The 12,285-nt window shown below is 68.1% G+C and carries 12 protein-coding genes; 3 read left to right on the top strand and 9 right to left on the bottom strand.

The window, feature by feature from the left end:
* Positions 1-140 precede the first annotated feature (140 nt).
* The 3 genes from G3M57_RS17540 to G3M57_RS17530 form a co-directional block, all read right to left on the bottom strand.
* Positions 141-641, bottom strand: coding sequence for a DNA-deoxyinosine glycosylase (locus G3M57_RS17540; RefSeq protein ID WP_163232006.1), 501 nt, complete (start codon positions 639-641; stop codon positions 141-143).
* A 196-nt stretch (positions 642-837) separates the two neighbouring features.
* Complete coding sequence (gene purB, locus G3M57_RS17535) at positions 838-2,148, bottom strand: adenylosuccinate lyase (RefSeq protein WP_163232004.1); 1,311 nt, start codon at positions 2,146-2,148, stop codon at positions 838-840.
* A gap of 790 nt (positions 2,149-2,938) precedes the next feature.
* Positions 2,939-4,471, bottom strand: coding sequence for a spinster family MFS transporter (locus tag G3M57_RS17530; protein WP_163232002.1), 1,533 nt, complete (start codon positions 4,469-4,471; stop codon positions 2,939-2,941).
* Positions 4,472-4,673: 202 nt separating this feature from the next.
* Between G3M57_RS17530 and G3M57_RS17525 the strand changes: the two genes are divergently transcribed.
* Both G3M57_RS17525 and G3M57_RS17520 read left to right on the top strand, forming a co-directional pair.
* Positions 4,674-4,853 carry a hypothetical protein gene (locus G3M57_RS17525; RefSeq protein WP_056756310.1) on the top strand — a complete coding sequence of 60 codons (180 nt, stop codon included), beginning with the start codon at positions 4,674-4,676 and terminating at the stop codon, positions 4,851-4,853.
* A gap of 78 nt (positions 4,854-4,931) precedes the next feature.
* The gene (locus G3M57_RS17520; protein ID WP_163232000.1) at positions 4,932-5,558 is read left to right on the top strand and encodes a glutathione S-transferase family protein; all 627 of its coding nucleotides are present in this window, start codon (positions 4,932-4,934) and stop codon (positions 5,556-5,558) included.
* Between the two features lie 155 nt (positions 5,559-5,713).
* On the opposite strand, the gene G3M57_RS17515 is transcribed toward G3M57_RS17520, so the two are convergent.
* The 5 genes from G3M57_RS17515 to pelA form a co-directional block, all read right to left on the bottom strand.
* Positions 5,714-6,367 (bottom strand): glutathione S-transferase family protein, encoded by a 654-nt coding sequence (locus G3M57_RS17515; protein WP_163231998.1) that lies wholly within the window; start codon positions 6,365-6,367, stop codon positions 5,714-5,716.
* A gap of 63 nt (positions 6,368-6,430) precedes the next feature.
* On the bottom strand, positions 6,431-6,904 hold the full coding sequence (locus G3M57_RS17510; protein ID WP_056756300.1) for an SRPBCC family protein: 474 nt from the start codon (positions 6,902-6,904) through the stop codon (positions 6,431-6,433).
* A 29-nt stretch (positions 6,905-6,933) separates the two neighbouring features.
* The gene (locus G3M57_RS17505; RefSeq protein ID WP_056756297.1) at positions 6,934-7,275 is read right to left on the bottom strand and encodes an ArsR/SmtB family transcription factor; all 342 of its coding nucleotides are present in this window, start codon (positions 7,273-7,275) and stop codon (positions 6,934-6,936) included.
* A 168-nt stretch (positions 7,276-7,443) separates the two neighbouring features.
* Positions 7,444-9,873 carry a TonB-dependent receptor gene (locus G3M57_RS17500; RefSeq protein WP_163231996.1) on the bottom strand — a complete coding sequence of 810 codons (2,430 nt, stop codon included), beginning with the start codon at positions 9,871-9,873 and terminating at the stop codon, positions 7,444-7,446.
* A gap of 105 nt (positions 9,874-9,978) precedes the next feature.
* Positions 9,979-11,301, bottom strand: a complete 1,323-nt coding sequence (pelA, locus tag G3M57_RS17495) for a pectate lyase (protein ID WP_163231994.1) — start codon at positions 11,299-11,301, stop codon at positions 9,979-9,981.
* 149 nt (positions 11,302-11,450) lie between these two features.
* Here pelA and G3M57_RS17490 point away from each other — a divergent pair, with 149 nt between their 5' ends.
* The gene (locus G3M57_RS17490; RefSeq protein ID WP_056756289.1) at positions 11,451-11,963 is read left to right on the top strand and encodes a hypothetical protein; all 513 of its coding nucleotides are present in this window, start codon (positions 11,451-11,453) and stop codon (positions 11,961-11,963) included.
* Here G3M57_RS17490 and G3M57_RS17485 read toward each other — a convergent pair.
* A complete protein-coding gene (locus G3M57_RS17485) occupies positions 11,960-12,280 on the bottom strand; it encodes a low molecular weight protein tyrosine phosphatase family protein (RefSeq protein WP_163231992.1) in 321 nt (106 codons plus the stop codon). The genes G3M57_RS17490 and G3M57_RS17485 overlap by 4 nt on opposite strands.
* Positions 12,281-12,285: the final 5 nt, after the last annotated feature.

Below are 12,285 nucleotides of genomic sequence, written 5' to 3'. Positions count from 1 at the left end.
GGTCTCCCCTCGAAGCGGGCGATGCTGCCCTAGTTCCGGGCGGGGCGCAGATGAAAAACCTGTAATGTCGCGGCGCGGTCCCGATTTGCCTTTCGCGCGTCTTGGCTAACTTACCTCGCTAAGCGGAGCTCTGATGACCGTCAGCCGGCTCTGGTAGGCAGGTAAGCCCGCAGTTCGTTCCAGAGCGCCGCCTTCTGCTCGAACGACCGCGCCGCGTGGGCGGGGCTGGAGGAGGGCAGGGCCAGGGTGGCGGCGCGGTCGCCGATCAGCCGCCCGCCCAGCCTGGCCGCGGTCCCACCATTGAAGGCGACCAATCGCAGATTCGGCAGGCTGGCGACCAGCGCGACCAGGTCGTTGGCGGCCGGGTCGCGGATGGCGGCGTCGAGGCTGCCGGGCCGCTCGGCCTCGGCGATCACGTCCCATAGGCCGACGCCGCGCGACAGCAGGGCGGCCAGGCGCGCCTCATAGGCCAGGGCGATCAGCGGGGTGTCGAGCACGCCCTCCATCAGCCGCCAGAAGGCGTTCCTGGGATTGCCGTAATACTGCCGCGCGGCCAGCGAGGCCTCGCCGGGCAGGCTGCCCAGGATCAGCACGCGGGTGCTCGCGTCGACGACGGGAGGAAAGCCGGATTTTCGGGTCATGCCGGATGTCCTGATTTCGCGCCCTTTCATATTAGGGTCGTCATCCCGGGCCTTGTGCCCGGGACCCCTCTGTCCGCCGCAGGTGCGAAAGGGGTGGCGCGCCTGCGCGCCAAGGCGCTTCACCATCAGCTGAACCAGGGGTCCCGGGCACAAGGCCCGGGATGACGATCATATAAAGGTAGGAGCGAGGACCCCCTCAGCCCTGCTCGCCGAACACCCGCTTGAAGATCACGTCGACGTTCTTGGTGTGGTAGCCGTAGTCGAACAGCTCCTCGAGCTCGGCGTCCGACAGGGCCTTCGACACGACCGGGTCGGCCTTCAGGAAGTCGATGAACCGGCCTTCGCCGCGCCACACCTTCATCGAGTTGCCCTGCACGGCGGCATAGGCGTCCTCGCGCGACACGCCCTTCTGGGTCAGGGCCAGCATCACCCGCTGCGAGAACACCAGGCCGCCCAGCTTGTCCAGGTTCTTGGCCATGTTGTCGGGATAGATGTTGAAGCGCTCGATCACCCCGGCCAGGCGGCGCAGGGCGAAGTCGAGGTGGATGGTGGCGTCCGGGCCGATGCCGCGCTCGACCGATGAGTGGCTGATGTCACGCTCGTGCCAGAGGGCGACGTTCTCCATCGCCGGGGTCACGGCCGAGCGGACCAGTCGGGCCAGGCCGGTCAGGTTCTCGGTCAGGATCGGGTTGCGCTTGTGCGGCATGGCCGACGAGCCCTTCTGGCCCGGATCGAACGGCTCCTCGGCCTCCAGCACCTCGGTGCGCTGCAGGTGACGGATCTCGGTCGCCAGGCGCTCGACCGACGAGGCGACCACGCCCAGGGCGGCGAAATAGGCCGCGTGGCGGTCGCGGGGGATCACCTGGGTCGAGACCGGCTCGACCGCCAGGCCCATCTTGTCGGCCACGTGCTGCTCGACCCGCGGGTCGACATTGGCGAAGGTGCCGACCGCGCCCGAGATCGCGCAGGTGGCGATCTCGAACTTCGCCATCGCCAGGCGCTCCTTGGCGCGCTGGAACTCGGCGTAGTAGCCGGCCAGCTTCAGGCCGAAGGTGATCGGCTCGGCGTGGATGCCGTGGCTGCGGCCCACGCACACCGTCATCTTGTGTTCCAGGGCCCGGCGCTTCAGGGCCGCCAGGATCAGGTCGACGTCCTCCAGCAGCAGGTCGGTGGCCTTGCTGAGCTGCACGGCGAAGCAGGTGTCCAACACGTCGCTGCTGGTCATGCCCTGGTGCAGGAAGCGGGCCTCGGGGCCGACGATTTCCGACACGTGGGTCAGGAAGGCGATGACGTCGTGCTTGGTGACGCGCTCGATCTCGTCGATGCGGTCGCTGTCCCAGACCGCGTCGCGGCCCTTTTCCCAGATCGTCTGCGCGGCCAGCTTGGGGATCACCCCCAGCTCGGCCATGGCGTCGGCGGCGTGGGCCTCGATCTCGAACCAGATCTTGTACTTGGTCTGGCTGGACCAGATGGCGGCGGCTTCGGGGCGGGAATAGCGGCTGATCATGAGGCGGGCGTTTGGTCCCGTCCGCCGGGGGAGTCAAGGGAAGGGGATTATTACTTGGGATGAAGGCCTGAGCGTTTCCAGAATGGCGCTTCCCTCCCCCTTGTGGGGAGGGTGGCCCGCGTAGCGGGTCGGGTGGGGAGCGGTGCAGGGCGTCCGGTGGGTTTGCTGGCTGACTCAGCAGCCCCCCACCCGACCCTGGCGCTGCCAGGGCCACCCTCCCCACGAGGGGGAGGGAAAGGACTTATGCTCGGCCTATTGCGAGCAAAGCCCCGCGATTTCAACGCCTTGAACTTTCTCGACCCAATTTGATCCCCACCCCTTCAGACCGCCCTTATCCTGATCCCACCTGAAGGCATGGGGAGGGCGCACGTACGGCGACCGATGCGGCCTTCGGGGGTGGTCGAGCGGGAAGCGTTTGTCGGTGGTCTTGAGTGACGCTTCGGGCGTCTTGGGCAGGTTCCTTGCAACACAGGACGAAGCCCTGGCGACGAAGGATCCGGCGGACGCAACAGGCCTGGGCTGAAATCGCCCATGCGGTCCGGAGCACGCCAATGCTCCGCCCGTCGGGGGCCTCCATCGGAGCGGGTTAAAAATCCGCGACCCGAAGGCTTCCGGATAACGGCTGCGCGAAGCGCTCGTCTTCGTCGAAACGGTACAAAACATCAAAGCTACTCCGGGCGAGGCCCGGGCGCTTCGCACCCTTCCCACCAAGCTCAGCGGTTTTCGCGTGAGGCGGCGAAGCCGCGTCCGCGATCGGGGACAGGCGCATGCGCCTGTCCCCAGCCCGGCCTTAAGCCTGGGCCGCCGCCCGCTCCCGCATGTGCTTGACCATGCCGATGGCGGCCAGGGCGTAGTGCAGGGCGGCCCAGGCGTAGAAGCACAGGAGGACAATGATGCCCTGCTGCGTCGAGCGGGCCATGGCGCCCTTGCAGAGCGCGGCCAGGTCGGCGGGCGAGCCCTTGGGGGCCAGGCCGCCGGGGCACTGGGCGGTGAAGCTGGCCGCGCCGGGCTCGGTGAACGCGCCGCCTAGGGCGTGGAAGATGCCGGTCGACCCCGGATGGTTGAAGTTGAACTGGGCCAGATGGTCGATCAGCCAGCCCGTGAACCACGGCCCGCCGCCCAGGGCGATCAAGTTGAGGAAGAAGAACAGCAGGGCCGTGGCGGTGGCGCGGCGGCGCGGCTCGACCGAGTTCTGGACGACGCCGAAGGTCGGGGCCAGGTAGGTATAGTGGAAGATCCCCGGAACCAGCAGGATCAGGGCCAGCATCTTCCAGTCGGTCTGCAGATAGGCGGTGATGTAGATCGGCGTGCAGATCAAAAGACCGAGGGCCGGCACCAGGGCGTACCACTTGGCGCTGCGCTTGCCCGACCAGTCGGTCAGGAAGCCGCCGACCAGGGTTCCGACCCCGGCCGAGAAGCCGCCGATCAGGCCGACGATCAGGCCGACCTGGGCCAGGCCCAGGCCGAAGCCGCGGACGAAATAGGGCGGCACGAACGCCCCCGAGCCGTACGAGCCGAACGAGGCGATGGTCACGCCCAGCATCATGTGCAGCACCGGCCACTTGCCGAACAGCACGGCCATGACCGCGCCCAGTTCCTTGAACTCGTTGACCAGCGAGAACGGCGGCTTGGCCGGCTCGATGACGACGTCCTCGGCTTCCAGGGGCCGTTCCTTGACCTCCGAATGGCCGCGCGGCGGTTCCTTGACGACCAGCTTGACCAGCACGGCCAGCAGGATGCCGGGCAGGCCGACGATCACGAAGGCCACGCGCCAGCTGAACTCCTGGGCCAGCCAGCCGCCGGCCACCGCCCCGAACATCGTGCCGAGGGGAATGCCGAACGAATAGATCGACAGGGCCGAGGCGCGCTTCTTGGGCTCGTAATAGTCGCTGATCAGCGAATGGCTGGGCGGCGAGCAGCCGGCCTCGCCGACCCCGACGCCGAAGCGGTAGAGGGCCAGTTGGGCGAAGCTGGAGGCGCTGCCGCACAGGGCCGTGAAGCCCGACCAGATCACCAGCGACACCGAGATGATCGTCACCCGGTTCCAGCGCTCGGCCATCCGGGCGATCGGGATGCCCAGCAGGGTGTAGAGCAGGGCGAAGTACAGGCCGCCCAGCAGGCCCAGCTGGGTGTCGGTCAGCTTGAGGTCGACCTTGATGGCCTGACCGATGGTGGCGATGATCGTGCGGTCGATGAAGTTGAAGGTGTAGGTGGCCAGCAGCAGCCCCAGCACCGCGGCCTTGTAGCCGTTCGAATACAGCGGCGGTCCGCCGGCTTGCGAAAATGGCGGCTTCGCGCCGCTCGGCGTCTTCGCCTGCGCCATCCTGGGCCTCTCCCTTCAAACATTTGTTCTAATCGTTTGGCCGACTGTAGACGTAACGGAAGCGCCAAGGCCAGAGGGGAAATCCGGGCGGTTTGGCGGCCGCTGGATGAACGCCGGACAACGAGGGCGCCCGGGCTCGTTCAGGCGCGAGAGTCTTCAATGGGCGCACGGCCGCGACAGACGGTCTTGCAGGAGGTCCGCCATGTACGCCTTGCCCCGTCCGCAACCCGCGCCGACCGCCCGGTCCGCCGAGATCGTTCCCGTCGAGGAACTGAACCGCGCCCGGACGCTCCGCGCCCTGGCCCGCGATCCTGGCCCGCCCGCCGAGCCGTGTCCCTGGGCCTACGTCTTTCCACGGCCGCCGGCCGGCGAAAACGACTAGGCGACAGCTGGCGGCGTTGTCCCGGACGAGCGCCCGGGCTAAGCCCAGGGCTCCCCCCGTTCGCCAAGGAGGCTCGCCATGGAAATCGTCGTCGGCACCAAGAAGTGGTCCAGCTGGTCGCTGCGCCCCTGGCTGGCGCTGAAGCGCACGGGCCAACCGTTCAAGGAAACGGTGATCGAGCTGCGCCAGGCCGGAGCCTCCGAGGCCGAGATCGCCAAGCACTCGCCCAGCCATCTGGTGCCGGCGCTCAAGGACGGCGACCTGGTGGTCTGGGATTCGCTGGCGATCTGCGAATATCTGGCCGAGACGTTCCCGGCCGCCAAGCTGTGGCCGCAGGACGCCGCGTTGCGCGCCCTGGGCCGGTCGGCGGCGGCGGAGATGCATTCAGGCTTCAGCTCGCTGCGCGGCGAATGCCCGATGGCGCTGGAAGTCGCCCCCGCCGCCGTGGCGATCTCCGAGGCCACCCAGAAGGACGTGCGCAAGATCGTCGAGCGCTGGAACCAGCTGCTCAAGCGCTCGGGCGGCCCGTTCCTGCTGGGCGACTGGTCGATCGCCGACGCCTTCTACACCCCGGTGGCGACCCGCTTCCGCACCTATGGGATCCACCTGTCGGACTATGGCGACACCGGCGCGGCCGGCGCCTATTGCGAGCGCCTGCTGCAGACACCCGAGTTCCTGGCCTGGGAGGCCGACAGCCTGGCCTGAGGAGGCCAAGCCGCCCATCCGGCCCTGGAAACCTCGTCCTCCGGCAGGCTCAGGATGAGGTTTTCTACCGCCACCGCCCGCACAATGGTCCTCATCCTGAGCTTGCCGAAGGACGAGGACCACGCACCGGGTTCGAAGGCCGGTTCACTCGAAGCTCAGTCCCCGGTCGGGAACATCGCGAAATAGGGTTCGGCCTCCTGCAGCACCCGCGCGAACGACGGACGGGCCAGCAGGCGGTCGAGATAGGCCGAGACCGTGGGGTGGCTCCCGCCCAGCGGCGCCACCTTGTTGGCGTAGAACAGGGCCGGGGCCGCGGCGCAGTCGGCCAGGCCGAAGGCCTCGCCCGCCGCCCAGGTCCGTCCCGCCAACTGGCCTTCCAGCAGGTCGTAGGCCATGGCCAGCTGCGCGCGGGCGTGGGCCACGCCATGCGGGTCCTTGGCGTCGGCCGGCCTTATCCGATCGCCGACGATCTTCTGCATCGACTCCTGGACATAGTTGTCGAACAGGCGGTCCAGCAACCGCACCCGCAGCGCGGCCTCGGCGTGGTCGGGGATGAACCGCACCGGACCGGGATAGGCCGTCTGCAGGTATTCGATGATGATCGAGGTTTCCGGGACCGTACGGTCGCGCGCCTTGTCGACCAGCAGCGGCATCTTGGCCGTCGGCCACAGCGTCTTGAACGCGGCCACGACCGCGGGGTCGCTCAGGTCGACCAGACGGGCCTCGAACGGGGTGTCGTTCTCGTAGAGGGCGATCAGCACCTTCCAGCAGTACGAGGCCAGCGGGTGCATGTGCAGGGTCAGGGACATGGGAACTCCGGAAAGGGGGGCGGGGACACGTTTACGGGCGTGTCCCCGGCTCGTGGCGCGGCGTCAGGCGTCTTCGCCCTGGCGCTCCAGCTCGACCGCCAGCTTTTCGTAGAGGTCGCGGCACCCGGCCTCGCGCTGGGCGGGGATGTCGTAGCCGTCCAGGAACGCGCCCTGTTCGGTGTAGGTCAGGCGCGTGCCCTTGCCCTCCGGCTTCAGCTCGATCGTGGCGACCGACACCGAGATGCGGTTGCCGTCGATGTCCATGGCGTAGGCGCTGATGATCCGCTGGTCCGGGACGATGTCCCAGTAGGTGGTCTCGTTCAGGACGATCATCTTGCCGTCGGGGCTGAAGCGGCCGTGCTCCTGCCCGCCGACCCGGAAATCGTAGGTGTATTCGGCCACCGGCCAGCCCTCCGACTTCACGAACCAGCGGTCGCGCGCCTCGGAATTGGAGAACGCCTTGAACACCCGGGCCGGCGAGGCGTCGTAGACCCGGTTGATGACGAAGGTGGCGTGGACAACGGAGCGTTCGGTCATGGTCGTATCCTCTTTGCGTGTGTTGAAGGTCAGTTGTCTTCGTCGCCGGCCGTGGCGCGCAGGTACTCCCCCAGGCGGTCGAGCTTGCGTTCCATGAGCACGCGGCGTTCGTTGATCCAGGTCTCGGCGGCGCTGAGGGCCTCCGGTTCCAGGCGGCAGGTCCGCACCCGTCCCACTTTCTCCGAGCGGATCAGGCCGCTGCCCTCCAGCAGCTGCAGGTGCTGCATCACCGAGGGCAGGGACATCGCCAGGGGCTGGGCCAGTTCGCTGACCGAGGCCGGGCCGGCGCAGAGCCGCTCGACGATGCTGCGCCGGCTGGGATCGGCCAGCGCCTGGAACATCAGGTCGAGCGAGGGTTGTTGGTTAGTCATGTGCCTAAGTATCTTCACGCCGCGCCTAGCGTCAACAGATAGTTTGGCAATTGCCTAAGTATTTTGGTCCGCCCGACGAAAAACGCCCCGGACGCAAGGTCCGGGGGCGTTCGACGCGAGCAGGCCCGCGGGGCCGAAAGGGGAGGATCGGCGCCGGGCCGCTCGACGCTAGAACCGCGTGGACAGGGTGACGAACCCCTGGCGCGGCGGGATCGGGAAGGTCGAATAGCTGCCGGCCGGCTGCGAGACGGTGACGTTCAGGTCGCCCTTCTTCTGGCCGAGATTGGTGACGTTGGCGCTGAGTTTCAGGTTGTCGATCGGCCAGTTGGCTGGGGTCTGGAAGTCGTAGCTGACCTGCAGGCTCAGCAGCAGGTAGCTGTCCACCTTCAGGTCGTTGGTGTAGGTCGCGAACCGTTCGCCGACATAGTCGCCGATCAGCTGGGCCTCGAACGCGCCGAAATTGGCGCTGGCCACGAACTTGTTCATCCATTCGGGGCTGCCGGGGACCTTCTTGCCGGCGATGCGCACGACCGTCGGGGTGATGACGCCGCCGACCGTGGTCGAGCCGCTGGTATAGTCGTCCTGATAGACCGACCGGTTGTAGGAGACCGCGTCGTAGAACGAGAAGTGATCGCCCAGCTGCAGGGTCAGGGCCAGGTCGACCCCGTCGGTCTTCACCGCGCCGACATTCTGGACGATGGCCGCGCCGCCGATGATCGAGATCGCCGCCGCCGACGGCGCCACGCCCAGCAGGCGGTTGCTGAAGTCGGTGTGATAGACGCTCAGCTGGCCGTCGATGCCGGTGATCGGCCCGAAGGCGACCTCGCGCTTGCCCCGCACGCCGGCCTCGTAAGTCCAGGCGGTTTCAGGTTCGGCGGTCCGCTTGAACTGGTCGAAAGCCGCCTGGCTGCCCAGGCTGAACGGCGACAGGCCGCCGCCGCCATAGGTCTGGAAGTGGCGCAGGTTCTTCTGGACGTTGACGAAGGCCTCCATGCCGCCGTCCAGCGTCCACACCGCGCCCAGCTGGGGCAGGAACCACTCCTTGGTCTTGATGTTGCCAACCGGCAGGCCGGTCGAGTTGACCAGAGAGCCGACGATCGGCTGCACCGGCACCGCGCCCGTGGCGTCCTGCACGCTGCTCTTGAAGCCGCCCTGCAGCACCAGGTTCTCGCGGATGCGCCACTGGTCCTGGATGTGGAACTGGTAGACCTTGTTGTCGATCTCGCTGCCGTACTGGGTGATCAGCCAGCCGGTCGGCACGTCGTAGGGCGTGGTCGGGTGGTTGACGTCGAACGGGTACCAGCGGCGATAGGCCGACGACTTGTTGTGCTCGTACCAGAAGCCGGCCTCGATCTGGTGGTCGCCGATCGTGGCGTTCAGGGTCGAGATCCCGCCCAGGCGATCGATCTGGTACTCGGTGGTGCGGGTCGCATAGCCCGAATTGCCGAACACCTTCTTCAGGTCCTGATTGGGGAAATAGAAGTTGAACAGGGCCGGCAGGCCCGCCACCCGGATCGGGCCCGCGACGATGCCGCGGCCGTGGTCGTCGTGATAGTAGACCTGGTTCGACCAGGTGACGTTGTCGGCCAGCTTGGCGTCGTATTTCAGGTAGCTCAGATAGTCGGTGCGCTGGGCGGCGCTGAAATAGTTGCGGTAGTTCTCGCCTTCCGAGACGGGGTAGTTGCCGGCCGCGTCCAGATAGTCCAGCGCCGCGTGGAAGTCCGGATAGAAGAACGGTCGGGTGTAGGGCTGGTAGCTGTCATAGGGCTTGCCGGCGCGGCCCGGGATGTAGCGGGTGGTGCCGTCCTCGTTCGGCTCGATCTTGTCGGAATAGGACAGGTAGAACGTCAGCTTGCCGGCCTCGCCGTCGCGAACGTATTTCAGGTTGGCCTGGTCGCCGCCCTGGTGGCCGCGGAAGTCCCAGGCCCGGGCGTCCTGGTGGGCGTAGGCGAAATAGGCGGTGTTGTTGCCGCCGAACGTGCCGGTGTCGACGCGCAGGAAGGTGCGGGTGGTCGCGTAGCTGCCGACCGTTTCGTTCAGCTGGCCGCCGAACTGGGCGCGCGGATCGCTGGTGAAGGTCTCGACGGCGCCGCCCAGATTGCTGGTCGAAGCGGTGCCCAGCGAGCCGGCGCCCGACGACAGGATGACCTTGCCGACCGCTTCGCTGATCACCGCGCGCTGCGGCGACAGGCCGTTGTAGTTGCCGTAGCTCTGGTCGCCCAGCGGCACGCCGTCCAGGGTGTAGCCCAGCTGCTGGCCGTTGAAGCCGTGGATGAACAGCGAGGTGTTCTGCTCGTTGTTGCCCCAGGGGTCGGCGGTCACGTAGAGCACGCCCGGCAGGGTCTGGATCGCCTTCAGTGGCGAAAGGCCCGGCAGGATCTTCTGCATTTCCGAACCGCTGAGCTGCACGGCCGAGCGGGTGGCGGACAGGCTGGTGACCAGCAGTTGCTCGACCGCGTCGGCGGGTTCGGCGGGTTCGGCGGCCGGCTCGACCGCGGCCGAGAGCGGGACGTCCGCCGCCTGGGCGACCGAGGCGATCGCCAGCACGCCGAACGCGCTGGCCGCCAGCAGGACGTGGCGAGCAGATTTGATGAGCATGGAACCCTCCGACCTCCGCCCCTGTCGGGCGTTTCAAGGTCCGGGGTGTTAGGGCAAGCGCGCGACGCTTCGACGAGGGTTTGGCGACGGGTTCATGACGCCGCCTCAGCCCGCCGCCGGATGGGCCTTTTTCCAGGCGGCGTAGGCGTCCAGCGCCTTTTTTGGGCTGGTGTTGAACCAGGCGTAGCCATTGCGGCGCTCCAGGCTCAGCGCGTTGACGTCGTCATGGATGGTCTTGTCGCGGTCGCCGAACACAGGGGTGTTGGTGGCCTTGGCGTAGTAGCGGGCCCACAGCGGGCCGGCGCCCGGCTTGGGCGTCAGCCGACGGCCGCCCTCGGTGTCGCGTCCTCCCGCCCAGGCCTGGTTGTAGATCGCGTGGGCGGACAGGTAGTCGGCGCCGGCGTGGACGGCTTTCACCAGGGTTGGCGACGGGTTGGGCAGGCTCATCAGATAGAGCAGCAGGTCGGCGCTTTCTTCGGTCGACAGCTCGGCCGGTTCGAAGTTGCGGCCCGCCACCGGCTTCAGGGTCAAGGCGTCGTGTTGCTGGGCCCAGATCGTGCGCTTGCCGTCGACGATGACCTGGGTGGCCAGGACGCAGGTCACCGCCCGGTCGGCGGCCGAAGCGGCTTGCTTGCGAAGCTCGGCCGGCGCGAAGGCGTAGTCGCCCTGGCCGTTGGCGACGTCGGTCAGCAGGGACGCGGCCTCGGTGACGGCGTCGTCGTTATAGGTGATGGCGTCGTGATACCCGCCTTCCAGCGGCCAGACCTGAGGCCAGCCGCCGTTCGGGAACTGGGCCGCCAGCAGGTAGCGCACGCCCCGCAGGAAGCTGGCCCGCCAGGCCTCGCCTTCCGCGCCCGGTTCCTGGCCGGCGACCCTTGCCAGGAACCGCAGCTCGGTGATGGTGGCGTCGTTGTCCAGGGTGCCGACATAGTTCCAGCGCGGATCGCGCGGGGTGTCGAAGTCGTCCACGCCCAGATGCTTGGAGACGTTGTCGGCGGCGTAGGGCTGGCCCGGCTGGCGCAGGGCGCCGGTGCGCGGCTGGTTCTTGCTCCAGCCGCCAGCCGGAGTCTGGAAGCTGACGATGACGTCGGCGATATGGCGAGCCTCGGGCGTGGCGTACCAGGCCGCGTCGCGGTCAAGCGGCATGGCCTTGGGACCGCCGGGACCTTCTTCAGGCGGCGGCGGGGGCGGCTGGTCCGGTTTCAGCTCGGCGGCCAGGGCCGCCCGATCGGCCAGGTTCTGCTGCTCGGAGCGCGCCAGGTAGGCCTTCCAGGCGCCGCGGTCCTGGGCGGGCAGGGCGTCGATGCGCGCGGCGCTTATGGACTGGGCGGGCGTGTTGGTTCCGATCACGGCGGCTTGAGCCAGGGGCGCTGCGCTGCACAGCAGGGCAGCGCTCAGCGCCGCGGCGGGGAAGGGACGGAAAGTCATGGGCGGGTCCGACGATGGGCCGAGCTCGGCCGTTGCAGAACGGTCCGCCCAAAGCGATCGGAACGCACCCCATTTTTCGGCCCGCGAAGGGCCCGCTTTACGAAGGCGCGACGGGCGGCTTTGATCCGCTCCAGGCAGGAGGATGAGCGGTGACGCCAGGCGCGGCCGAGATCTTGGCCAGTGAGTTCGCCGACCCGTTGGTCGGCCGCATCGTCGCGTTCCTGCGCCAGGTGGGCATCCCGGTCGAGGTCTCGGCTCTGGAGGGCGAGACCTTCCTGCCGGGCGTGGCGGTGACGGGCGACGGTCTGCAAGTCGATCCGGCGCGCCTGGCCTGGCCGGGCGACCTGCTGCACGAAGCCGGCCACGTGGCGGTGAGCGATCCGGGCCGACCTGACGAGGGCGTCTCCGACGATCCCGGCGAGGAGATGGCCGCCCTGGCCTGGTCCTTCGCCGCCGCGACGCACATGGGGCTGGACGCCTCGGTGCCGTTCCACGACGGCGGCTATCGCGGCGGCGGCAAGGCTCTGGCCGAGATGTTCAGCCAGGGCGGCTATGTCGGCGTCCCGATGCTGGCCATGTGGGGCCTGACGGTCGAACCCCACCGCGCCAAGGCCGCCGGTGCGAGGCCCTTCCCGCACATGCTCGCCTGGCGGCGGACCTAGGGCAGGTGCGGGGCGACCCGGGCCTTGAGCAGGGTCACCAGCGCCGGGTCCATGAAGGCGTAGTCGTCGGGGATGTTCAGGCAGATCACCCGCCCCTTGATGTGCCGCTTGAAACGCTTGGACAGCTTGTTGCGATGGGTGCGCTCCATCACGAAGATCAGGTCGGCCCATTCGACGAGCTCGCAGGTCAGGGGCTCTTCCGCGTCGTGATTGGTCCCAGCCGAGGTCGCCTCGACGCCGGGCCAGGTGGAAAACACCTGCTCCGCCGTGGGGCTGCGCAGCTTGTTCTGGCTGCAGACGAACAGGACCTTCTTCACCCGAA

The sequence above is a fragment of the Caulobacter rhizosphaerae genome (assembly GCF_010977555.1).
Classification (GTDB): Bacteria; Pseudomonadota; Alphaproteobacteria; order Caulobacterales; family Caulobacteraceae; genus Caulobacter; species Caulobacter rhizosphaerae.
Note: the sequence above shows the minus strand (reverse complement) of the source record. Positions and strands in the feature narration are given on the sequence as shown.

Excerpts from the sequence above, each read along its gene's own strand:
- G3M57_RS17510 (WP_056756300.1), bottom strand. The coding sequence starts at position 6,904 with ATGACCGAACGCTCCGTTGTCCACGCCACCTTCGTCATCAACCGGGTC.
- G3M57_RS17515 (WP_163231998.1), bottom strand. The coding sequence starts at position 6,367 with ATGTCCCTGACCCTGCACATGCACCCGCTGGCCTCGTACTGCTGGAAG.
- G3M57_RS17525 (WP_056756310.1), top strand. The coding sequence starts at position 4,674 with ATGTACGCCTTGCCCCGTCCGCAACCCGCGCCGACCGCCCGGTCCGCC.
- G3M57_RS17520 (WP_163232000.1), top strand. The coding sequence starts at position 4,932 with ATGGAAATCGTCGTCGGCACCAAGAAGTGGTCCAGCTGGTCGCTGCGC.
- G3M57_RS17530 (WP_163232002.1), bottom strand. The coding sequence starts at position 4,471 with ATGGCGCAGGCGAAGACGCCGAGCGGCGCGAAGCCGCCATTTTCGCAA.
- purB (WP_163232004.1), bottom strand. The coding sequence starts at position 2,148 with ATGATCAGCCGCTATTCCCGCCCCGAAGCCGCCGCCATCTGGTCCAGC.
- G3M57_RS17540 (WP_163232006.1), bottom strand. The coding sequence starts at position 641 with ATGACCCGAAAATCCGGCTTTCCTCCCGTCGTCGACGCGAGCACCCGC.
- G3M57_RS17505 (WP_056756297.1), bottom strand. The coding sequence starts at position 7,275 with ATGACTAACCAACAACCCTCGCTCGACCTGATGTTCCAGGCGCTGGCC.
- pelA (WP_163231994.1), bottom strand. The coding sequence starts at position 11,301 with ATGACTTTCCGTCCCTTCCCCGCCGCGGCGCTGAGCGCTGCCCTGCTG.
- G3M57_RS17500 (WP_163231996.1), bottom strand. The coding sequence starts at position 9,873 with ATGCTCATCAAATCTGCTCGCCACGTCCTGCTGGCGGCCAGCGCGTTC.